16 protein-coding genes, 1 tRNA gene and 1 other RNA gene are annotated in these 21,213 nt (G+C 71.0%); 6 read left to right on the top strand and 12 right to left on the bottom strand.

The window, feature by feature from the left end:
- Positions 1-31: 31 nt before the first annotated feature.
- A complete protein-coding gene (locus WFI52_RS01515; RefSeq protein WP_336625345.1) occupies positions 32-2,194 on the bottom strand; it encodes a DNA polymerase III subunit gamma and tau in 2,163 nt (720 codons plus the stop codon).
- A gap of 109 nt (positions 2,195-2,303) precedes the next feature.
- Here WFI52_RS01515 and WFI52_RS01510 point away from each other — a divergent pair, with 109 nt between their 5' ends.
- Positions 2,304-3,476 (top strand): NAD(P)-binding domain-containing protein, encoded by a 1,173-nt coding sequence (locus WFI52_RS01510; RefSeq protein WP_336625346.1) that lies wholly within the window; start codon positions 2,304-2,306, stop codon positions 3,474-3,476.
- Here WFI52_RS01510 and WFI52_RS01505 read toward each other — a convergent pair.
- The 6 genes from WFI52_RS01505 to ffs form a co-directional block, all read right to left on the bottom strand.
- The gene (locus tag WFI52_RS01505) at positions 3,419-3,937 is read right to left on the bottom strand and encodes a hypothetical protein (RefSeq protein ID WP_336625347.1); all 519 of its coding nucleotides are present in this window, start codon (positions 3,935-3,937) and stop codon (positions 3,419-3,421) included. The two genes, WFI52_RS01510 and WFI52_RS01505, sit on opposite strands and share 58 nt — an antisense overlap.
- 81 nt (positions 3,938-4,018) lie before the next feature.
- Positions 4,019-6,568, bottom strand: a complete 2,550-nt coding sequence (locus WFI52_RS01500; protein WP_336625645.1) for a glycoside hydrolase family 65 protein — start codon at positions 6,566-6,568, stop codon at positions 4,019-4,021.
- 44 nt (positions 6,569-6,612) lie between these two features.
- Positions 6,613-7,341 carry an HAD family hydrolase gene (locus WFI52_RS01495; protein ID WP_336625348.1) on the bottom strand — a complete coding sequence of 243 codons (729 nt, stop codon included), beginning with the start codon at positions 7,339-7,341 and terminating at the stop codon, positions 6,613-6,615.
- Between the two features lie 56 nt (positions 7,342-7,397).
- Positions 7,398-8,591, bottom strand: coding sequence for an acetate/propionate family kinase (locus tag WFI52_RS01490; protein WP_336625349.1), 1,194 nt, complete (start codon positions 8,589-8,591; stop codon positions 7,398-7,400).
- Complete coding sequence (gene pta, locus WFI52_RS01485) at positions 8,588-10,744, bottom strand: phosphate acetyltransferase (protein ID WP_336625350.1); 2,157 nt, start codon at positions 10,742-10,744, stop codon at positions 8,588-8,590. The genes WFI52_RS01490 and pta overlap by 4 nt, the downstream gene beginning before the upstream one ends.
- A 79-nt stretch (positions 10,745-10,823) precedes the next feature.
- Positions 10,824-10,920, bottom strand: an RNA gene (gene ffs / locus WFI52_RS01480) — signal recognition particle sRNA small type.
- 105 nt (positions 10,921-11,025) lie between these two features.
- Between ffs and WFI52_RS01475 the strand changes: the two genes are divergently transcribed.
- The 3 genes from WFI52_RS01475 to WFI52_RS01465 are packed head-to-tail and all read left to right on the top strand — an operon-like array spanning position 11,026 to position 15,547.
- Positions 11,026-12,006, top strand: coding sequence for an AAA family ATPase (locus WFI52_RS01475; protein WP_336625351.1), 981 nt, complete (start codon positions 11,026-11,028; stop codon positions 12,004-12,006).
- Positions 12,007-12,015: 9 nt separating this feature from the next.
- A complete protein-coding gene (locus WFI52_RS01470) occupies positions 12,016-13,281 on the top strand; it encodes a DUF58 domain-containing protein (RefSeq protein WP_336625352.1) in 1,266 nt (421 codons plus the stop codon).
- On the top strand, positions 13,268-15,547 hold the full coding sequence (locus WFI52_RS01465; RefSeq protein ID WP_336625353.1) for a transglutaminase family protein: 2,280 nt from the start codon (positions 13,268-13,270) through the stop codon (positions 15,545-15,547). The genes WFI52_RS01470 and WFI52_RS01465 overlap by 14 nt, the downstream gene beginning before the upstream one ends.
- A gap of 36 nt (positions 15,548-15,583) precedes the next feature.
- Here WFI52_RS01465 and WFI52_RS01460 read toward each other — a convergent pair whose 3' ends face one another.
- From WFI52_RS01460 to WFI52_RS01450, 3 genes are all read right to left on the bottom strand, one after another.
- Positions 15,584-17,044, bottom strand: coding sequence for a dicarboxylate/amino acid:cation symporter (locus tag WFI52_RS01460; RefSeq protein ID WP_336625354.1), 1,461 nt, complete (start codon positions 17,042-17,044; stop codon positions 15,584-15,586).
- A gap of 193 nt (positions 17,045-17,237) precedes the next feature.
- Positions 17,238-17,329, bottom strand: a tRNA-Ser gene (locus WFI52_RS01455).
- A 53-nt stretch (positions 17,330-17,382) separates the two neighbouring features.
- Positions 17,383-18,057, bottom strand: coding sequence for an NUDIX hydrolase (locus WFI52_RS01450; RefSeq protein WP_442927658.1), 675 nt, complete (start codon positions 18,055-18,057; stop codon positions 17,383-17,385).
- 86 nt (positions 18,058-18,143) lie between these two features.
- Between WFI52_RS01450 and WFI52_RS01445 the strand changes: the two genes are divergently transcribed.
- Together WFI52_RS01445 and WFI52_RS01440 are read left to right on the top strand one after the other, a co-directional pair.
- Positions 18,144-19,046, top strand: a complete 903-nt coding sequence (locus WFI52_RS01445; RefSeq protein ID WP_336625355.1) for an ATP-grasp domain-containing protein — start codon at positions 18,144-18,146, stop codon at positions 19,044-19,046.
- 38 nt (positions 19,047-19,084) lie between these two features.
- Positions 19,085-19,459: a nuclear transport factor 2 family protein gene (locus WFI52_RS01440; RefSeq protein ID WP_336625356.1), complete on the top strand. Its 375-nt coding sequence runs from the start codon at positions 19,085-19,087 to the stop codon at positions 19,457-19,459.
- A 19-nt stretch (positions 19,460-19,478) separates the two neighbouring features.
- On the opposite strand, the gene WFI52_RS01435 is transcribed toward WFI52_RS01440, so the two are convergent.
- A complete protein-coding gene (locus WFI52_RS01435; RefSeq protein WP_336625357.1) occupies positions 19,479-20,309 on the bottom strand; it encodes an SDR family NAD(P)-dependent oxidoreductase in 831 nt (276 codons plus the stop codon).
- A gap of 41 nt (positions 20,310-20,350) precedes the next feature.
- Positions 20,351-21,208, bottom strand: a complete 858-nt coding sequence (locus WFI52_RS01430; RefSeq protein ID WP_336625358.1) for a hypothetical protein — start codon at positions 21,206-21,208, stop codon at positions 20,351-20,353.
- Positions 21,209-21,213 lie beyond the last annotated feature (5 nt).

Raw genomic sequence — 21,213 nt, 5'->3', positions numbered from 1 at the left:
GGCGGTGGAGGGATCAGGGCCGTCGGGGCGCTCAGTGGAAGCGCGTGGGCTGCGCGTATGGTTCCTCGCGCACGAACGTCGCACCGAGGATCTGGCGGACGACGGCCTCGCCGACGCGTTCGATGCCGTTCATTCGCGGCGCCCGGGGACCTGCAACGGGTGCCGCACGCTCCGCGGTCGGCCGCTCGACGGCGACGGGCGCTCGCGGCGGCACGGGAGCCTCGTCATCCGGCGGCGGTGGGGTGTCGTTCTCGTCGTCGGGCGGGATCTCCGACAGCGGCACCACGTCACCATCGTGAAAACGCTCGTGCACGCTCTCGCGCTGCAGGGTGAGCGTACGCGTGGTGGCAGCAGCGGCATCCTCGGGCTCGTGGTCCACCGCGAGGGAGGGCACGGGAGTGGCGTCGTCCGGGCCGCTCGCCGGAATCGCAGCCACGACCCAGTCGGTGACCGGTGCGGATGCCGCGGGTGCAGCCCGTCCCGCAGACGCGGGCGGCACTGAAGCTCCCCCCGCCGGTGGGGTCGGCGCTGCGGCCGCCGCGGGGGCCGCCGCGGACGGCACCGCCGCGCCGCCGGCGGGGCCCGCGGGAGAGCCGGCGCCGGGTCGCGGCTGTCCGCCCGAGCCGGGGTCGGTCGGGTTCTCGTCGTGGCGCGCGACGTACTTCACCCGCACGCCGAGCACCCCGAGAATCGCTCCCCGCAGGTCTTCGCTGGGGCCCTTGCCCCCGGCCAGCTTCTTGAACGCGGCGACGTCACCCGCGCTGCGGAAACTCAGCGTCAGCACCTCATCCGCGTAGCCGAGCGGGGTCGCAGCGGTCGCGAGCATCCACGACGTGCGACTCACCTGCTCGAGGCTTCGCATGATCTCGGGCCAAGCGTCGCGCAGCGTGTCGAACGTCACAGGCCCTGCAGGCGGGGCGGGTTCCGCGGGTGCGGGAGTCGCCGCGGGTGCCTCCGCGGTCGCGTCGACGTGCTGCTCTCGCGCGGTGGGCGGCACAGCGGCGGGAGCGGGAGCAGAGGCGGGAGCGGCGGGAGCGGGAGCGGGAGCAGGAGCGGCGGTCGGCGCGGCGGCCGCCGATGCCGCAACGCCCGCCGATGTCGCAGCGAGGACACGCGCCACTAGAAGCTCGAGCTGCAGGCGCGGCGACGTCGCGCCGGACATATCGTCGAGCGTGCCGACGACGAGGTCGGCAATGCGTGAGAGCCGCTCGGCGCCGAACGCGGCTGCCTGCTGCGACATGCGCTCGAGCTCGTCGGCGGGGATGCCGCGCAGCACAGCCGATGCCCCCTCGCCGGTCGCGGCGATGATGATGAGGTCGCGCAGGCGCTCGAGCAGGTCGTCGACGAAGCGGCGCGGGTCCTGACCGGTCTGCACGACGCGATCGACGGCGGCGAAGGCTGCTCCGGCGTCATGCGCTCCGAAGGCGCCGACGACCTCGTCGAGAAGTTCCGCGTGCGTGTACCCCAGCAGCGCGACCGCACGCGCGTAGGTCACCGCACCCGCCTCGGAGCCGGCGATCAGCTGGTCGAGCAGCGACAGCGTGTCGCGGGGCGATCCGCCACCCGCCCGCACGACGAGCGGCAGCACGCCGGGTTCGACCTGGACGCCCTCCTGCGTACACAGTTCCTCGACGTAGGCGAGCATCGCGGCGGGGGCGACGAGCCGGAACGGGTAATGATGCGTGCGCGAGCGGATCGTGCCGATGACTTTCTCGGGCTCGGTCGTCGCGAAGATGAACTTGACGTGGTCGGGCGGCTCTTCGACGAGCTTCAGCAGGGCGTTGAACCCCTGCGGCGTGACCATGTGCGCCTCGTCGAGGATGAAGATCTTGAAGCGGTCGCGCGCCGGCGCGAAGATCGCGCGTTCGCGCAGATCGCGCGCGTCGTCGACGCCGTTGTGCGATGCCGCGTCGATCTCGACGACGTCGAGCGACCCACCCCCGCCACGCCCGAGTTCGACGCAGCTGTCGCAGACGCCGCAGGGCGTGTCGGTCGGGCCCTGCGCGCAGTTGAGGCACCGCGCGAGGATGCGTGCAGATGTCGTCTTGCCGCAACCGCGCGGACCGCTGAAGAGGTAGGCATGACCGACGCGGTCGCTGCGCAGCGCTGTCATGAGCGGGTCGGTGACCTGCGACTGCCCGATCATCTCGCCGAACGACTCGGGCCGGTAGCGGCGATAGAGGGCTGTGGTCACCCGACCAGCCTACGGCGTGCCGCCGACATCGCGCCGGTCGGGCTCCGGACCGCATGAGGTCGGCCGGGAGGCGGGGAACATCGGCGCCCGGGCGGCGGTTGCATCGTGCGTGGAGCCCGAACCCGTGGACGTCGTCGTGATCGGCGCCGGTCAGGCGGGACTTTCGGCCGCGTATCACCTCCGCCGCCGCGGCTACTCCCCCGTCCCAGCGAGCCCCGGCGTTCCAGCGAGCCCCGGCGTTCCAGCGAGCCCCGGCCCGACGTTCGTCGTCATCGACCACGACGAAGCCCCCGGCGGCGCCTGGCAGCACCGCTGGGCTTCGCTCAGGATGGCGACGGTCAACGGCATCCACGAACTGCCGGGCTTCCCCGTACCGCCGGCGGACCCCGCCGCATCGGCGCGCGACGTCCTGCCTGCGTATTTCGCGGAGTACGAGGAGCGCTTCGACCTCCGTGTGCGCCGCCCGATCACGGTCCGCGCGGTGCGTCGCGAGGACGACGATCCACGCGGGCGCCTCCTCGTCGAGACGGATGCCGAGGTCTGGGCCGCCCGCGACGTCATCAACGCCACCGGGACGTGGCGGCGCCCCTTCTGGCCGCACGCGCCCGGCGCCGAGACCTTCCGCGGCCGGCAACTGCACGTGCACGACTACGTCGGCGCCGAAGAGTTCGCCGGCCGACGCGTGGTGATCGTGGGGGCGGGCATCTCGGCCGTGCAGCTGTTGGACGAGATCTCGCACGTCGCCGAGACGTTCTGGGTGACCCGCCGCGAGGTGACGTGGGATGCCGCGGAGTTCGACACCGCCGCCCGTATCGCCGCCATCGCGGGCGTCGAGGAGCGCGTGCGCCGGGGCGAACCGCCCGGCAGCGTCATCTCGGTGACCGGCCAGCACCGCACCGCCTGGTCGGAGTCGGCGCGAGCGCGCGGCGTGCTCGTGCGGCATCCGATGTTCACCCGCATCGAACCGGACGGCGTCCGGATGCCCGACGGCACGCTCGAACGTGCCGACGTCATCCTGTGGGCGACGGGGTTCCGTGCCGACATCGCCCACCTCGCTCCGCTGGGGCTGCGCATCGCGGCGGGAGGGATCCGCGTCGCGAACGGACGCGCGATCGACGAGCCGCGGCTGTTCCTCATCGGCTACGGCCCTTCGCAATCGACAGTCGGCGCGAACCGCGCGGGAAGGGATGCCGTGCGCGCGATCGTCGCCGACCGGGCCGCGCGTCAGCCCGCGGAGGAGAGCGACATCAGCCCGACGGACCCGGCCATCGCAACGTACTGAACGCGCGCCAGCCCCCCGTGCGTCCTCGCCGCGAGGACGACGGATGCCACGAGGTACGCCGAGGCGACGACGAGGGCGGCGACGGCGAGGGTGGGCGCGGCGGTGTGGTGATGCGCCGAGGCTGCGGGTGCAGGTGCGCCGCCGGTCATCGCGAGCATGAGCGTCGCCATGACGACCATTCCCGCTGCGGAGTGCACAGCCATCGCGGCGCCGCCTGTCATGTCGCCGACCGCGACGCGCACGCGCGCGCGTCCGCGCGCGGCCGCGAGCGCCATGGCCCCGCCGAGGAGGGCGACGACCCAGAACACCGCCGGGACGATGGCGGTGATCGCGGCGTCCGCCATCGCGAGCATCATGAGCACCCCGGCGCCGAGCTCGATCGCACGCGCCCGCCGACGGTCGGCTGCGAGACAGCACAGACCGATCGCGGCGGGCGCGAGCGCGAGGAGGTGGAAGGTCACAGAATCAACCGTGGCGGCCGTGGCCGCCGCGGTCATGTCCGTGCGCGCGGGTGGGATGACCGCCCGCGCAGAACCGGAGCATCAGGAGTCGATGCCGAGGTTCCCGTGCTCCTCACGGTGCGCCGTGTCGACCGTCGGAACAGCCCCCGTGATGACGGGGACCGTCGTTGTCGCGGTCGTGATCGGCACCGACGCCGACAGCAGCGTGCCGTCCTCGCGCAGCGTCTCACCGAGGTCGCTGAGGGTCGGCCGGCCGGACAGGACGGGTCCCTGACCGTCGAGCGGCACCGTGACGGATCCGCCGCCGGCCACCTCGTGGCCGACCCCGCGCACGAGGAAGGTCACCGCGTCGCCCTCGCCCGCCGTGACGGTGAGCGCGTCCTTCGTGATCTCGACGTGCAGCGGTGTGCCGTGCCACTGCAGCGGGAACGACAGCGACGGCCAGTCAGCAGGAAGCCGGGGATCGAACGAGAGCTCTCCCCAATGGTCGCGCATGCCGCCGAAGCCCGCGACGAGCGCCGTCCACACCCCGCCCGCCGACGCGACGTGGACACCGTCGGCGGCGTTGTGGTGCAGATCGCCGAGGTCGACGAAGATCGACTGCGAGAAGTACTCCAGCGCGAGGTCCTGATACCCGACCTCCGCCGCGAGGATCGCCTGGACGACCGCCGACAGGGTCGAGTCCCCCGTCGTCAGGGGGTCGTAGTACTCGAAGTCGGCGAGCTTCTCCTCGTCGGTGAAGTGGTTCCCCTGCAGGTAGAGCGCGAGCACGACGTCGGCCTGCTTGAGCACCTGGTAGCGGTAGATGACGAGCGGGTGGAAGTGCAGCAGCAGCGGGCGCTGCTCAGGCGGCGTGGACTCGAGATCCCACACCTCCCGCTCGAGGAAGACGGCGTCCTGGGGGTGGATGCCGAGGCCCTCGCTGTACGGGATGTGCATGGCCTCGGCCGCGGCATCCCACCCCTCCGCCTCTTCGGCCCCGAGGCCGAGGCGCTCCGCCATCAGGGCGTACTCCTCGGGCGCGCGCTCGGCCATCTCGGTGACGACCCGCGCCGCGAAGCGCAGGTTGTACCGGGCCATGACGTTCGTGAAGAGGTTGTCGTTCACGACGGTCGTGTACTCGTCGGGCCCGGTGACACCGTGGATGTGGAAGACCTCCGGCGCCCCGTCCTCGTTGAAGCGCCAGAAGCCGAGCGTCGACCACAGGCGCGCCGTCTCGACCGCGATGTCGACGCCCTCGCGATAGAGGAACTCGTCGTCCCCCGTCGCCCGCACGTACTTGCCGAGCGCGAAGCTGACGTCGGCGTTGATGTGGTACTGCGCCGTTCCGGCGGCGTAGTAGGCGGATGCCTCTTCACCGTTGATCGTGCGCCACGGGAAGAGCGCACCGGCCTCGTTGAGCTGCCCGGCGCGCTTCCGGGCGGCGGGCAGCATGAGGTAGCGCATGCGGAGGGCGTTGCGCGCCCACAGCGGCGTCGAATAGATGAGGAACGGGAGCACGTAGATCTCCGTGTCCCAGAAGTAATGCCCGCTGTACCCCGAGCCGGAGACGCCCTTCGCCGGTACGCCCTGGCCGTCCGCACGGGCGGCCGCCTGAGCCAGTTGGAACAAGCACCACCGTGTTGCCTGCTGCAGGTCGGGGTGCCCGCCGATGACGACATCGGAGCGTTCCCAGAATGCGGCCATCCACGCCGCCTGACGGTCGTACTGCGCCTGCACGCCCTCCGCCTCGACCCGGTCGAGGGTGCGCCGGCCGCGGTCGACGAGCTCGCGCGCGGGGACACCGCGCGACGTGTGGTAGCTCACGAGCTTCGTGACCGTGACGGGGACGCCCGCCTTCGCCTGCACGCGGAAGACGTTCTTCGCGATATCGGGCTCGATCGACGTGCGCGCGGAATACTCGTTGTCGGTCTCGATCAGATGATCGGCGACGAGCGCGAGCGTCATGCCCGACGCGCTCACGCGGTACGACAGCGCCGAGCGCCCGCCGTCCTGCCAGTACTCCTGCGGCTGCAGGACGCGCTCGGAGATCTTCTCCGCCTTGCGCGGATCGAAGCCCGCCTTCGCGCCGCCGGGCGCCGTGCCGCCGTAGACGTCTTCGCCGTCCTGCCGGTTGATGAGCTGGCAGCTGATCGTGACGGGGGCATCTGCGTTCAACACCGTGACCGTCACCCGCATGATCGCCAGGTGCTTCTCCTCGAACGAGACCATCCGGTCGAACTCGATCACGACGTCCTTGCCGCTCGGCGTCATCCACCGCACGCGACGGGTCAGGATGCCGGTGCGCATGTCGAGCACGCGCTCGTACTCGCGGACGTCCGCGACGTCGAACGAGAGCGGCTCGTCGTCGACGTAGACGCGCATGACCTTGGCATCCGGCGCGTTGATGATCGTCTGACCGACCTCGGCGAACCCGTACGCCTGCTCGGCATGGCGGATCGGGAAGATCTCGTGGAAGCCGTTGATGAAGGTGCCGTGCTCGTGCGCGTGACGCCCCTCGGGGTGGTTGCCCCGCAGACCCAGATAGCCGTTGCCGAGGGCGAACATCGTCTCCGTGACGCCGACGTCATCGAGCGAGAACCTCTTCTCGACGAGTCGCCACTCGTCGACGGGGAAGCGGTCGCGGTCCATCTTGTCCATCCCTGCCTTCGTGTCTTCCGCGGAGGTGCTGCGCATCATCGGACGAATGCCGCGAGGTCGTCGACGACGAGCGTCGCACCGAGATCGAGCAGCGCCTGTGCACCCGCCCCCCGGTCGACGCCGACGACGAGCGTGAAGCCGGCGGCCGCCGCGGAGGCGACGCCCGAGTGCGCGTCCTCGACGGCGGCGCTGCGGGCGGGGTCGACACCCAGCATGCGCGCACCCGCAGCGAACATGTCGGGCGCGGGCTTGGACCGCAGCTGCTCGCGCTCGGCGACGACGCCGTCCATGACGACCGGGAAGAAGTCGCGGATGCCGGCGGCGCGCAGCACCTCTTCGGCGTTCTTGGAGCTCGAGACGACGCCGATCGGCGTGCCGGCAGCGCGCAGTCGTTCGATCAGGGCGAGCGACCCGGGGTAGGGCGCGATCCCCTCGCTGCGCAGGATCCGGGCGAACACCTCGTTCTTGCGGTTGCCGATGCCGCACACCGTATCGGCCGTCGGGGGGTCGGACGGCTCACCCCAGGGGATCTCGACGTCGCGCGAGCGCAGGAGGCTCGCGACACCGTCGTAACGCTGCTTGCCGTCGAGCCAGCGGAAGTAATCGTCTTCGGTGTATTCCGGCTCGATCCCCCACGCCGCGAACAGCTCGGTGAACATCGTCTGCCACGCGTGCATGTGCACCTCGGCGGTCGGCGTGAGGACGCCGTCGAGGTCGAAGAGGACGCCGTCGAAGGTCGCGAGATCGGGGAGCTCGTTCGTCACTGTGCCAGCGTAGTGGCGGGGTGTGTCCAGCGTGTATCGGGACGCCGTCGGAAAGCTCAGACGGCCTGCGCGACCTCGAGAGTCTGCCGTGCGATCTCGAGTTCTTCGTTGGTCGGAACGACGAGGACCGTGACCGGCGCGTCGTCAGGAGAGATGACGCGCGTCTGCTTCGACCGCACGGCGTTGCGCTCGTCGTCCAGGCGTACACCGGCGAAGCCGAGCGTCTCGAGCGCCGCGGCGCGGACGGTGGCCGAGTTCTCCCCCACTCCCGCCGTGAACGAGATGACATCGACACCACCGAGCTGGGCGAGGTACGCCCCGATGTAAGCGCGCAGCCGATGGATGTACACGTCGAACGCCACCTGCGCCACGGCATCGCCCGCCGCACAGCGCTCTTCGATGTCGCGCATGTCACCCGCTCCGGTGAGGCCCAGCATGCCGGAGCGCTTGTTGAGGAAGGTGTCGATCTGCGCAGGCGTCCAGCCCTCGCGCTGCGCGAGGACGAGCGGGAGCGACGGATCGATGTCGCCCGAGCGCGTGCCCATCACGAGTCCCTGCAGGGGTGTGAGTCCCATCGAGGTATCGACCGAGCGACCGCCGTCGATCGCCGTGGCCGACGCGCCGTTTCCGAGGTGCAGCACGATCTGGCGCAGATCGCCGAGCGGGCGCCCGAGGAAGCGGGCCGCCTCCTCGCTCACGTACTTGTGACTCGTGCCGTGGAAGCCGTAGCGACGAATGCGGTGCCGCTCGGCGACGTTCTTGTCGATCGCGTAGGTGTATGCCGCAGGGGGCATGGTCTGGTGGAACGCGGTATCGAAGACGGCGACGTGCGGGACGCCGTCGAATGCCGTGCGCGCGGCCTTGATGCCCTGCAGTGCGCCGGGGTTGTGGAGAGGCGCGAGGAAGGAGAGCTCGTCGATGTTGATCTCGACGAGCGGTGTGATGAGGGTCGGCTCGAAGAAGCGCGCCCCGCCCTGCACGACGCGGTGACCGACCGCGATGGGGGCGTGAGTCTCGAGCGACGGTCCATACGCGGCGAACGCCTCGAGCATGACGGCGAACCCTGCCGTGTGGTCGGGGATCGGCAGCTCGATCGTGGACGTGACGTCTCCCACCTCATGCTTCGCCTTGCCGAGCGGCTCGCCGATGCGTTCGACGAGGCCGGATGCCAGCGCCTCCTGCGACTCGACATCGATGAGCTGGTACTTGAAGGACGACGAGCCGCTGTTGATGACGAGGACGACGCTCATGCCGTGGCATCCGTTCCCGCAGGCTGCGCCTGCGCCTGGATCGCGGTGATCGCGATCGTGTTGACGATGTCATCGACCAGCGCACCGCGCGAGAGGTCGTTGATCGGCTTGTTGAGCCCCTGCAGGACCGGTCCCATCGCGATCGCGCCCGCCGAGCGCTGGACCGCCTTATAGGTGTTGTTGCCGGTGTTGAGGTCGGGGAAGACGAAGACGGTCGCGCGGCCGGCGACCTGCGAACCCGGCATCTTCGCCTGTGCGACCGCGGCGTCGGCGGCGGCGTCGTACTGGATCGGGCCCTCGACGAGAAGATCCGGCGTCCGCTCGCGTACGAGCGCGGTCGCCGAGCGTACCTTCTCGACGTCGGCGCCGAAGCCCGACTCCCCCGTCGAGTACGAGAGCATCGCGACGCGCGGGAAGATGCCGAACTCGCGCGCCGTCGCCGCGGACGAGATCGCGATGTCGGCGAGCTGCTCGGCGGTCGGGTCGGGGATCACGGCGCAGTCGCCGTAGACGAGAACGCGGTCGGCGAGCGCCATGAGGAACACGCTCGATACGACGGACACCCCTGGGCGGGTCTTGATGATTTCGAAGGCGGGACGGATGGTGTGCGCCGTCGTGTGCGCCGCGCCCGAGACCATCCCGTCGGCGAGCCCCAGGTGCACCATCATCGTGCCGAAGTACGAGACATCCGTGACGATGTCGGCGGCCTTCTCGTAGGTGACGCCCTTGTGCGCGCGCAGGCGCGCGTACTCGGTCGCGAAGAGATCCACCGTCTCCGGGTCGAACGGGCTCAGCACCCGCGCCCCCGACAGGTCGAGGCCGAGTTCGACGGCGCGGCCGCGGACCTCGGCATCCTCCCCCAGGATCGTGAGGTCGGCGATGCCGCGCGCGAGGACCGTCGCCGCGGCCTTCAGCACGCGATCGTCGCCGCCCTCGGGGAGCACGATGCGCTTGCGCGCGGTGCGCGCGGTCTCCAGCAATTGATACTCGAACATGAGCGGCGTCACGACCGCGGAGTGAGCCAGGCCGAGGGCCCGAGTGAGTTCCTCGGTGTCGACATGCTGCTCGAAGAGCGCGAGCGCCGTGTCGAAGCGGCGCTGGGAGCCCGCAGCGAGGCGCCCCCGGCTGCTCATGACGCGCACCGCGGTGTCATAGGTGTCGAGGTCGGTCTGCACGATCGGCAGCGGCGAGTCGAGGCCGATCATGAGGTCCTGGATGACGGGCGGCAGAGGGAAGGGACCATTGAGGATGATGCCCGAGATCGAGGGGAACGTGCCGGAGGAGTTCGCGAGGAGGAGCCCGAGGAGAACTTCGGTACGGTCGGCCGGGACGATGACGATGGCGCCCTCGGTGAGACGCGGCAGGATGTTGTTGAGCGACATGCCCGCCACGACGACGTCGAGCACCTCGCGGGTGAGCAGGTCGTCATCGCCGCGCAGGAGGCGTCCGTCGAGCTTCGGCATGAGGTCGCGCACCGCGGGCGCAACCAGATAGACATCCTCGGGGATCGCCCACACGCCCACGGGTGCCTCGCGCGAGCCGTCCGCGGCGGGCGCATCGGCCACGACCTCGCGGATCGCCGCGTTGATCTCGTCGAGGCGGTCGGGGTCGGCCCGGTTCGTGATCACCGCGAACAGCTCCGCACGGTGCTGAGCGAGGTCTCCGAGAGCGGGCACGATGAGGCGGACGAGCTCTTCGGGGGTGCGGGCGACGCTGAGGCCGAGGCGATCCCCTTCGCTCGCGCGGCCGTTGAGCACGGCGAGCACGGGCGCTCCGAGGTTCGCGGCGATCCGCGCGTTGTAGCCGAGCTCACTCGTCGAGCCGACGTCGGTGAAGTCGGACCCGACGATGACGACAGCGTCGCACTTGGCCTCCACGGCCTTGAACCGCTCGACGATCTTCGAGAGCGCGGCATCCGGGTCGTGGCGCACTTCGTCGTAGGTGACGCCGACCGACTCCTCGTACTCGAGCTCGACGCCGATGTGGTCCAGCAGCATTTCGAGCACGTAGTCGCGCTCGACGGCGGATCGCGCGATCGCGCGGAAGACCCCGACACGCGGGGTCGTGCGGCTGAGGGCGTCCAGGACGCCGAGGACGACGGTGGACTTGCCCGAGAGACCCTCGGTCGACGTGATGTAGATGCTCTGGGCCACGCTGTCAGCCTACGGCGGCCGATCGAAGGGTGGCCAGGGAGTCGCCCCGGAGAAAAGCCCGGAGGACAGCCTCGGAGAAAAGAAAGACTCTCCGCGAACCCGGCAGAGCCTGGTTACCCTTGCTACGTTTCCGTCCTGGGGGAGTTGGCCTGGATGCCGCCTCGCGGAGAGCTTCTTGGAGTTTACCCGACGTCCGGCCCGCCGAGAGCCACACCGGGTTAGCATCGATTCACGCGCGTCGCTGGCGACGCATCGCCCCGACACCGGGAGGCTGGCCACTCATGACCCCCGCCCCGACCACCGCGGACGCGTTCGCGCGCCAGACCGATGCCGTCCTCGCCTCGGTGTCGCGCGTCATCGACGGCAAGCCCGGCGCCGTTCGCGCCGCCCTCGTGTGCCTGATAGCGGAAGGGCACCTGCTCATCGAAGACGTCCCGGGCGTCGGTAAGACGATGCTCGCACGCGCGCTCGCGGCATCCGTCGACGCGACCGTGCGGCGCATCCAGTTCACGCCCGATCTGCTGCCCGGCGACGTCACCGGCGTCAGTGTCTTCAACCCCGTCGAGCGCGAGTTCGAGTTCAAACCGGGCGCGATCTTCGCGCAGATCGTCATCGCCGACGAGATCAACCGCTCCTCCCCCAAGACGCAATCGGCGCTGCTCGAGGCGATGGAGGAGCGCCAGGTCACCGTCGACGGCCACTCGCATGCTCTGGACGAGCCGTTCCTCGTCGTCGCGACGCAGAACCCGCTCGAGATGGAAGGCACCTACGCCCTGCCGGAGGCGCAGCGCGACCGCTTCATGATGCGGATCTCGATGGGCTACCCGGATGCCACGAACGAAGCGCTCATGCTCCGCCAGCGCGACGCGGTGAACCCGCTCGACGCGGTCGCTCCGGTCATCGACGCCGCCGGCGTGCGCGGTCTCATCGCCTGGGCGCGGAGCGTGCATGTCTCTCCCGCCGTCGAGGAGTACACCGTCGCGCTCGCCCGCGCGACCCGCGAGCACCCGGATCTGCGGCTCGGCGCGAGCCCCCGCGCGACGCTCCAGCTCATTCGCGCGGCGAAGGTGTGGGCCGCCCTCGACGGCCGCGAGTTCGTCATCCCGGACGATGTTGCGAGCCTCGTCGAACCCGTCTTCGCCCACCGCCTCATCGCGGTGCGCGGATCCGCAACCGCGCGCGGGCGCTCGGGCGCGGACACCGTCGCGGCGACGCTGCGCGGCATCGTCGGTTCGGTGCGCGTGCCGCTGGCGGCCCGCTGAGGCACGCGGATGTCACGCTGGCCGCTCACCGCCCGGGGAACCGGCGCCGCCCTGCTGGCGTTCGCCGCGTTCATCGGTGCGCACGCGTTCCAGGTGACCGAGCTCCTCTACGTGAGCGCCCTCCTCACGGTCGCTCTCGTGGGGAGCGTCGCGACGCTCTACCTCGTCCGTCGCACCGAACGCGTGGAGCGGTTCTTCGAGCCCGATGTCGGTGCGGTCGGCAGCGACCTCGACGTCCATCTCCGGGTCGAGATCCGGTCCCCGCTCCCGACGGCACAGGGGCGCTGGCACGACCGGCTCCCCGACGGCATCACGGGAGACGCCGACGGTGTCTTCCCGCAGACCGGGTCGGGCATGCGAGCGGGCTCGCGCGCGGTCGACCTGCAATACCCGGTGACGCTGCACCGTCGCGGCATCCGGAGCATCGGACCGATCTCGGTCGCCTCGACGGATCCGTTCGGGTTCGCACGGCGACGGCACGCGATCGGACGCGCCCTGCCGCTCACGATCACGCCCGCCGTCGTCGCACTCGGCCCCCTGAGCGACCTGCCCGGCGACGTCGGCGGCACGAGGCACGCGGCCACCGACCAGCTGGGCCAGGGCTCCGACAATCTCGTCCCACGGCACTACATGCCCGGCGACTCGATGCGCCGGATCCACTGGCGAGCGAGTGCGCACCGCGACGAGCTCATGGTGCGTCAGGAGGAGCAGGAGACCACGCCCGCCGCGGTCATCGCGCTCGATCGCGCCTCTGCGCGCTGGCAGGTCGAAGCGACCCGCGCCCCCGGCGCCGACCCGGCGTTCGAGCTCGCCGTCTGCGCGTGCGCCTCGATCGCGGCACGCCTCGTTCACGAGGGGTACCTCGTGAGCGTGATCGATTTCGACGGCACACCGCTGTCCGATCCCGTCGACGGCGGTGACGTGGCGGGGATCGAACAGCTCGCGATCGATCTCGCGCAGGTCACGGCCCGACGCGACGGCTCGACGGAAGACCTCGCGGCGCTCCTCGGCTCGCCGATCACCGACGGCGCCACCGGGACGATCGGCCCGCTCATCGTCATCGGCGGGAGGCTGTCGTCGTCGGATGCCACGGCGCTCGCACCACTCGCCCATCGCAGCGCGATGCCGGTGCTGCTCACCACGATGCCGGCGCCGGACGCCCTCGCGGACGCAGCCGCATCGGGATGGCGGGTCGCGGCGATCGCTACCGAAGACGACCTCGTCGACGCGTGGACCGAGGTCGTGGAGCGAGGTGCGCGTCGTGTCGCCCGGTGACCTCGCCGCGTCGCGCGACAGCGAGCGGCAGCGGCGCCCGCGGGGTGAACTGCGCCTCACCCTCACCCTGTGGCTCGCGCTGCTCGCGACCCTGCCGCCGCTCGCTCGCGTCATCCACACCGGCCCATGGATGCCGGGTGGAGCAGTCCTCGCGGCGGTGCTGCTCGCGGTGGGGTTCGGGCTGCGTCGCCGTCGTGTGCCGGCGATCGGGGTGTCCGCGGCGGAGGTCGTGGTGTGGGCGCTCAGCGTCACCGGCGGTTTCTTCTCGAGCGTCGCGCTGTGGGGCTTCATCCCCACCGGCGCGGTCATCGCGGCGATGCCGGAGGTGGTCCGCACGGCCTCCGACGAGATCGCCTCCGGGGTCGCGCCCATCGCCGCGACACCGGCGATGTCGTTCGTGATCGTCGCCTCGATCGGCCTCCTCACGATCGCGCTCGACCACATCGTCATGACGGCGCGGATGCCCCTGCTCGCGGCGATCGCTCTCGTCATCGTGTGGCTGATCCCGTCGATCGTCGTGCCCGCGCCGGTCGATGTCGCCGCGTTCGTCCTCCTCGCGATCGCCGTGCTCGCACTGATCCGCGCCGAGAACCGCACGCGCGAGGCACCGATCATGGCGACCCGGGCGCGCGGCGTCGCCGCCGTCGCCGTATCGATCGGCGCGGTCGCGATCGTCGGGGCGCTCGTCATCGGTCCCGCGCTGCCGCCGCCGGCGATCGGCACGGCGGGTTCGGGCGCCGCCGCACGGATCGACCCCTCACTCGATCTCGGGAGCGACCTGCGCCGGCCCGGCGACACGCCCGTGCTGACGCTCCGCAGCAACGCCCCGCAACTGCCGAATCTGCGCGTGACGACGCTGTCGATCTTCGACGGGGCGGTGTGGATGCCGGATCGGCTCCGCTCCGTCGCGCTCGCCGACGCGCCCCTCGAACCCGTCGACGTCGCCGCCGGCATCGAGACGACCGAATACCGCACGCACGTCGAGGTGACGCAGCTGTCGTCGGCCTACCTGCCGATCCCCTACCCGGCCGTCGAGATCGACGGCCTCGAGGGCGCGTGGCGATCCGTGCCGTACAGTCGCACGATCCTCAGTGCACAGAACAGCGCCCAGGGGCAGAGCTACGACGTCGTCGCCGACGTGCCCCGCCCGACGCTCGAGCAGATCCGCGCGAGCCAGGCGCGCATCGCCGAGAACCGCGTCGACGTGTACGCGGTGCCGGAGGGGACACCCGCCGTGATCGGCGACCTCGCCCGGCAGGTGACGGCCGGCGCAACGACCGACTACGACCGTCTCGCGGCGCTGCAGACGTGGTTCCGCGGCCCGGAGTTCACCTACTCGCTCACGGCCCCCGTCGCCGAGGGATTCGACGACACCGGCGTGACCGCCGTCGCCGCGTTCCTCGACAAGAAGACGGGCTACTGCATCCACTATGCGGGCGCATTCGCGCTCATGGCCCGCGAGCTCGGCATGCCGTCGCGGATCGTCGTCGGCTTCCTCCCCGGCGGGTACACGGGCGACACCGTCGACGGGCAGCGCGTCGCCGCCGTGACCACGGGGCAGCTCCACGCCTGGCCGGAGGTGTACTTCGACGGGATCGGCTGGGTGCCGTTCGAGCCGACCAAGAGCCTCGGCATCGCCACGCGGTACGTGAGCGCCGCCGCCACGACGGGCGGGACGGATGCCGAGGAGTCCGGCCCGACCCCGACACCCACCTCGAGCGCGTCTGCCGGTGCCCGTCCCGACGAGGTGCGTGACGAATCCGCGGGGGGCTCGTCCGGTGCGACGACCTCCGGATGGGACCCGCGCCCCGCGCTTCTGATCGTGCTCGCAGCGCTCCTGATCGCGGCGGCGCCCGCCGCGGCGGGCGGCGCCCGCCGCGCCCTGCTGCGGCGCCGCGGCGGCGTCGCCGCCGCGTGGACGCTCGTGCAGGACAGCGCGATCGACCTCGGCATCCCCGTGCCCGCCGCGCAGTCGCCCCGTGCGTTCGGCTCCCGTCTCGTTGCGGAGGGCGCGCCGGAGACCGCGGTGGCGCGGCTCGTCGCCGCCGTCGAGCGGGAGAACTATGCCCCGCAAGGCGACACCGCGGACTGTGCGGGCCGAGTCGGCGGCGCGGGCGCGCGCGACGCGATCGCGCAGGCCGACGCGATCCGCGACGGCCTGCGCGCGGCCCACAGCTCCCTCGACCGGGCACGGGCCACCGCCTTGCCGCGATCGCTCGTCGTCCGTCCGGGGTCGGCGTTCGCCGACAGAGACGCCCTGGTCTGAGCGAGGCTCAGACCAGGGCGTGGGGTCGGGCTCTGCTCAGACGCGCGCGGCCGTCTCCGTGCGGATGCCGTCGTCGACGGCATCCGTCGGTGCATCGCCGACCGCGTCGTCATCTCCGGAGTCGTCCGAGAAGGGCTCGCCGTCGCGCGGTGCGTCGTAGAGCGCCACGTCGAGGATGCCCTCGCGCTTCGCGACGATCGTGGGGACGAGCGCCTGGCCCGCGACGTTGACCGCGGTGCGCCCCATGTCGAGGATCGGGTCGATCGCGAGGAGGAGGCCCACGCCCTCGAGTGGCAGACCGAGCGTCGAGAGGGTCAGGGTCAGCATGACGGTCGCACCGGTCGTGCCGGCCGTCGCGGCCGAGCCCACGACCGAGACGAGCGCGATCAGCAGGTACGAGACGATGTTGAGCTCGACGCCGAAGAACTGCGCCACGAAGATCGCGGCGATGGCCGGGTAGATGGCGGCGCAGCCGTCCATCTTGGTCGTCGCTCCCAGCGGCACCGCGAACGACGCGTACTCGCGGGGCACGCCGAGGTTCCGCTCGGTGACGCGCTGCGTGAGCGGCAGCGTGCCGATCGACGAGCGCGACACGAAGCCGAGCTGCACGGCCGGCCAGACGCCCGAGAAGTACTGCTTGATCGACAGCCCGTGGCTCTTGACGAGGATCGGGTAGACCACGAACAGCACGAGCACGAGGCCGGCGTAGACGGCGACGACGAACCAGACGAGGGTCAGCAGCTTGTCGGTGCCGTACTGGACGACCGCCGATGCGATGAGGCCGAGTGTGCCGATCGGCGCGATGCGGATGATCCACCACAGCACCCGCTGGACGATCTTCAGCGTCGACTGCGTGAAGGCGACGAACGGCTCGGCGCGTTTGCCGAGCTTGAGAGCCGCGACGCCGACCGCGATCGAGATGACGATGACCTGGAGCACGTTGAAGCCGACCGTCGAGGTGACCGCCCCGGTCGTGGCATCCGCCGAGCTCGAGACGGTGAGACCGAGGAAGTTCTGCGGAATGATCCCCTTGAGGAAGTTCCACCACGTGCCGACCGCGTACGGCGCGGCTGTCGTCAGCTGGTCGTGGGCGACCCGGTTACCGGGCTGGATCGTGATGCCGAGGACGATCCCGATCGTCACCGCGATGAGGGCGGTGATTCCGAACCAGAGCAGGGTCTGGCCCGCGAGACGCGCGGCGTTCGTGACGTTCCGCAGCTGCGTGATGCTCGCAACGATCGCGAGGAAGATGAGCGGGACGACGGCGACCTTCAGCAGGGTGACGTACGCGTTGCCGATCGTGGACAGCGTCGCGGCGAGGCCGTTGGGGTTGCCTTCGCCGTCGGGGCCGAGATTCAGCGCGAGGATGCCGAGCAGGATGCCGGCGATGAGCGCGATCGTGATCTGGAATCCGAACGAGCGGTAGAACGGCTTCTTGGGCTTGGGGTTGCGCCCGGCCTGGTTCGGCGTGGGCGCGGTGGTGCGGGTGGAACTCATGGGGGGTGTATCTCCTGGAGCGGCGGACGCCGGTTGGTGCAGTGGCCCGCAGAGAGCGGACCGTTGTCGACGTTACGACGACGTTCGGACGACGCGGGCGGATGTGACGAGTGATGACAACCGCCGGTGCCGAGACGGCATTCCCGTCACGCGGAAACGAGAGAACCCCCGCCATCTCTGACGGGGGTTCCTGTGGCGGAAGTGACAGGATTTGAACCTGCGAGGCGAGTTACCCCGCCTACATGGATTCCAGCCATGCTCCTTAGGCCGCTCGGACACACTTCCGTCGTCGATCCTATCAGCCCCCGCGCACGCCGCCCGCGGCGGGTGCCGCCGAGTCAGCCGGGGAGGGCGATCACCCGGTCGGGATCCCACGGCTCCGTCCAGCCGAGGCGGTCGAAGAGCACGTCGAGCAGGATCGCCGTGAAGCCCCACACGAGGTGGTCGTCCAGCTCGAAGGCCGGCCCGCGCCACTCCTGACCGTCCCTCCGGATCATCGTGATGCCGCGGCGCCGCGGGTCGAGCAGGTCCGCGACGGGCGCTCGGAAGACCGCCGCGGACTCGGCGACGTCGACGACGCGGACGGGCGACGGGTGCCGCCACCACCCCAGCACCGGTGTCACCAGGTGGCCGGAGTACTCGAGCGGCACCTCCGGGAGAGTGCCGAGCACCTCGACGCCGGCGGGGTCGAGACCCGTCTCCTCGCGCGCTTCCCGCAGCGCCGCAGCGACGGGTCCATCGTCGCCCGGATCGATCCGACCGCCGGGGAACGCCACCTGCCCCGGGTGCGCGCGGAGCGTCGTCGCGCGCGCGAGCAGAAGGACGTCGAGATCCCGCGAGACGGCGGCATCCTGCGCCTCGCGTCCGGCCGGCAGCGCATCGAGCGCGCCGAACAGGATGAGCACGGCGGCGGCGCGCGAATGGGCGGCCGCCGGCAGGTCGCGCAGGCGCGACAGCCAGCCCGATCTCGAACCCGCGACCGCCGCGAGCTCCGCGCGCGCGGCCCCCGTCACGTGTGCGACATCCGCTCTCCTGTCTTTCCCGCCACTCCACCTTCACCACCGTGACGCGAGCGTGTCAAGCCGCCTGACTACGCTGGATGCCCGTGACCTCCCCCCGCGCACCGCGCATCGGCATCGTCGTGACCGACGTCTATGCGGCGGAAGACCCCGACTACGACACCCCGCTGCTGCTTCCGGCCCTCGCCGCCCGCGGCGCCGATCCCACGGCGGTCGTGTGGCACGATGCGGCGGTCGACCCGGCGTCCTTCGATCTGCTGGTGATCCGGTCGCCGTGGGACTATCCCGAGCGTCCCGCGGAGTTCGCGGCCTGGCTCGACCGAGCCGAGCGCGCGACACGCGTCGTCAACTCCCCTGCGACGGTGCGCTGGAACCTCGACAAGACGTACTTGCGCGACCTCGAGAGCGCCGGCATCCGTGTCGTTCCCACGACCTACGCGACGGCGGCGGACGCCGCGGGCGCCGCCATCGATGCGCACGAGCGGGTGGTCGTGAAGCCGGCGGTCTCCGCCGGCGCCCGCGACACCGGACTGTTCGATGCATCGGATGCCGCGGCGTTCGCCCTCGCGACGCGGATCGTCGCGCGCGGTGACGTCGCGATGATCCAGCCCGAGATCGAGGAGCTCTCGGAAGGCCGCGAGAAGGCGCTCTACGTCATCGGCGGCGACCTCACGCACGCGATCTCCAAGGGCGCGATCCTCGCTCCCGGCGGGGGCTTCCGCGGCGGCGTCTACCGTGAGAATCCGGTGCCCGTCGAGGCGACTCCCGCCGAGCGCGCATTCGCCGCTGACGTGCTCCGCGCCGTGCGGCGCGCGACGGGCGGCGAGGCGCCGCTGTACGCCCGCGTCGACACTGTCGATTCGGCCCGATACGGCTTGTGCCTGTTGGAGGTCGAGCTCGTCGAACCGGCACTCAACCTTCACGTCGCGCCGCATGTGACCGGCATCCTCGCCGACGCGATCGTCAGCGCTCTCGGCTCCTGACCACTCGCGGTGTCGGCGCCTGCTGCTAGACCGGGACCATGACGATGACGAGCGACTGGCTGGACGGCTACCTGCGGGCATGGCGGACGAAGGACGCCGCCGACGTCCGTGCGATCTTCACCGACGATGCCGAGTACTGGTTCCACCCGTACGATCGCGAGCCGGTCCACGGGATCGACGCGATCGTCGAGGCGTGGATGAGCCCCGAACCGACGCAGGCGGTGTGGGATCTCGCCGTGCTCGTGGAGGGCGAGGGCATCGGCATCATCCGCGGCACCGTCGACTATCCGGGCCACGCCTCGTACGTGAACCTGTGGGAAGTCCATCTCGCAGCGGACGGGCGAGCCTCGAAATTCGTCGAGTGGTACCTCAAGGTCCCGGCGGACGCCGATCCCGGCGCTGCGGACTCGTGACCCCGTCGCGTGACCGCGGTCATGGGAGAGGCAACCCCACCATCGCGGCGCTCTGCTCCCACAGCCGCCGCGCGAGAATCGGGTCGTCGGCGAGACGCGTCGTGCGGGACGGGCGGTTCTTCGCGTAGTACCCGCCCGATCTCCAGTCGACGCCGGGAGTGCCGAGCGCGAGCCAGCCCAGCCGCGCCCCACCGACCTCGGTGGAGGTCAGGAGGCGGCTCGCCAGAGGGTTCGTGTACATCCAATGCCAGAGTCCCCGCGAGCTGCCGGCGAAGCCGCTCGCGATCGCTCCCGGGTGGAACGCGACGGCCGAGAGACCGCGCTCACCGAAACGGCGCGCGAGCTCCTTCGTGAAGAGGATGTTCTCGAGCTTCGCGTTCCCGTAGGCCGTGCTCGGGCTGTAGCGCCGCTCGCCCTCCAGGTCGTCGATGTCGAATCGCGAGAACCGCTGCGCGGCAAGGCTCGATGTCTGAATGACAGCGGCGTGGCTCTCGACCAGCCGATCGAGGAGCAGGTTCGTCAGCAGGAACCCCGCGAGGTGGTTCACCTGAAACGTCAGCTCGAACCCGTCGCGGGTGAGCGTGCGCTCTCCGAAGATCCCACCCGCATTGTTCGCGAGCACGTCGATGCGGGGGTAGCTTTCCGTGAGCACGGCCGCGAGCTCCCGCACCTGATCGAGGTCGGCGTAGTCGGCGAGGTGCCACGGGGCGCCGATGCTCTCGGCGACCGCCCGCGTCTTGTCGGGATGGCGCCCGACCACCACGACGTGCTCCCCCGCCGCATGCAGCTGCCGGGCCGCAGCCGCGCCGATGCCGTCGCTCGCCCCGGTGATGACGATCGTCCGACTCATGGTGTACTCCTCGTTGGTGGATTGCGGATGGGCCGCGTCGGTCAGCCGCCGCGCGCCGCGAGGATCGCGGGGTCGTCGGAACGCCAGTGCTGCAGTGACTGCAGGATCCAGAACGTCGCGAACAGCGCGAGCGCGAGCACTTCGCCGATGAACACACCGTAGACGGGTCCCGCGTGGAGGGGGCCGTACAGCGGCATCCCGGCGACGATCACGACGATCGCGACCGCGATCGCGACATACGCGCGACGAAGCCACGGCGGTGCACCGGGTGCGCTCGGGGCGGCCGCCGCGAGCACCGCGACGACGGCGATGAGGAGAAAGAACACGGAGGCCGCCGCGACGTGCGCCCACTGCAGGAAGGCAGCGCGAGAGAAGCCCCAGACGAGACCCACGATGACGAGGACGGGCACGGCGATAGAGATCGACACCGCGGCGGCCCTCCGATCCACCTCGCCGATGAGCGCGAGCCCGACCGCGAGCACGACGACCGCGGCGCCCACGACGAGATAGGTGAGCACGCCGCTGTCGACAGCCGCCCCGAAGCCCGCCGGTACGCAGGAGCGCTCCTCGCCCGGGCACCCGGCGTCCGCTCCGGCGACCGATCCCGGCGACACCGTCGTCGGCACGATCGCCACGAGCGGAGCGATCGTCGCCGCGGCGTCCAGCAGGGCGCGCTCGGCGCCGCGGCCGGAGAGGGCGAACAACGACACCGAGACGGCGATGAGCGCCCCGACGAAGAGCGTGTGCGCGGGCGTGTAGTAGTAGTGGCTGATCGACGGCAACAGGCCGACACTCGGCAGCGTCGTCGCGATCGCAGTGAAGACGACCACGACCGCACCCACGATCGCGATCCGCAGGTAGCGGTAGGTCCGCTGCAGCGACGTCGAGCCGGGGAGCATGGCGC

Source organism: Microbacterium sp. MMO-20, assembly GCF_037147735.1.
GTDB lineage: Bacteria > Actinomycetota > Actinomycetes > Actinomycetales > Microbacteriaceae > Microbacterium.
The sequence above is the reverse complement of the archived record's forward strand: the minus strand, read 5'-3'. Positions and strand labels throughout refer to the sequence as shown.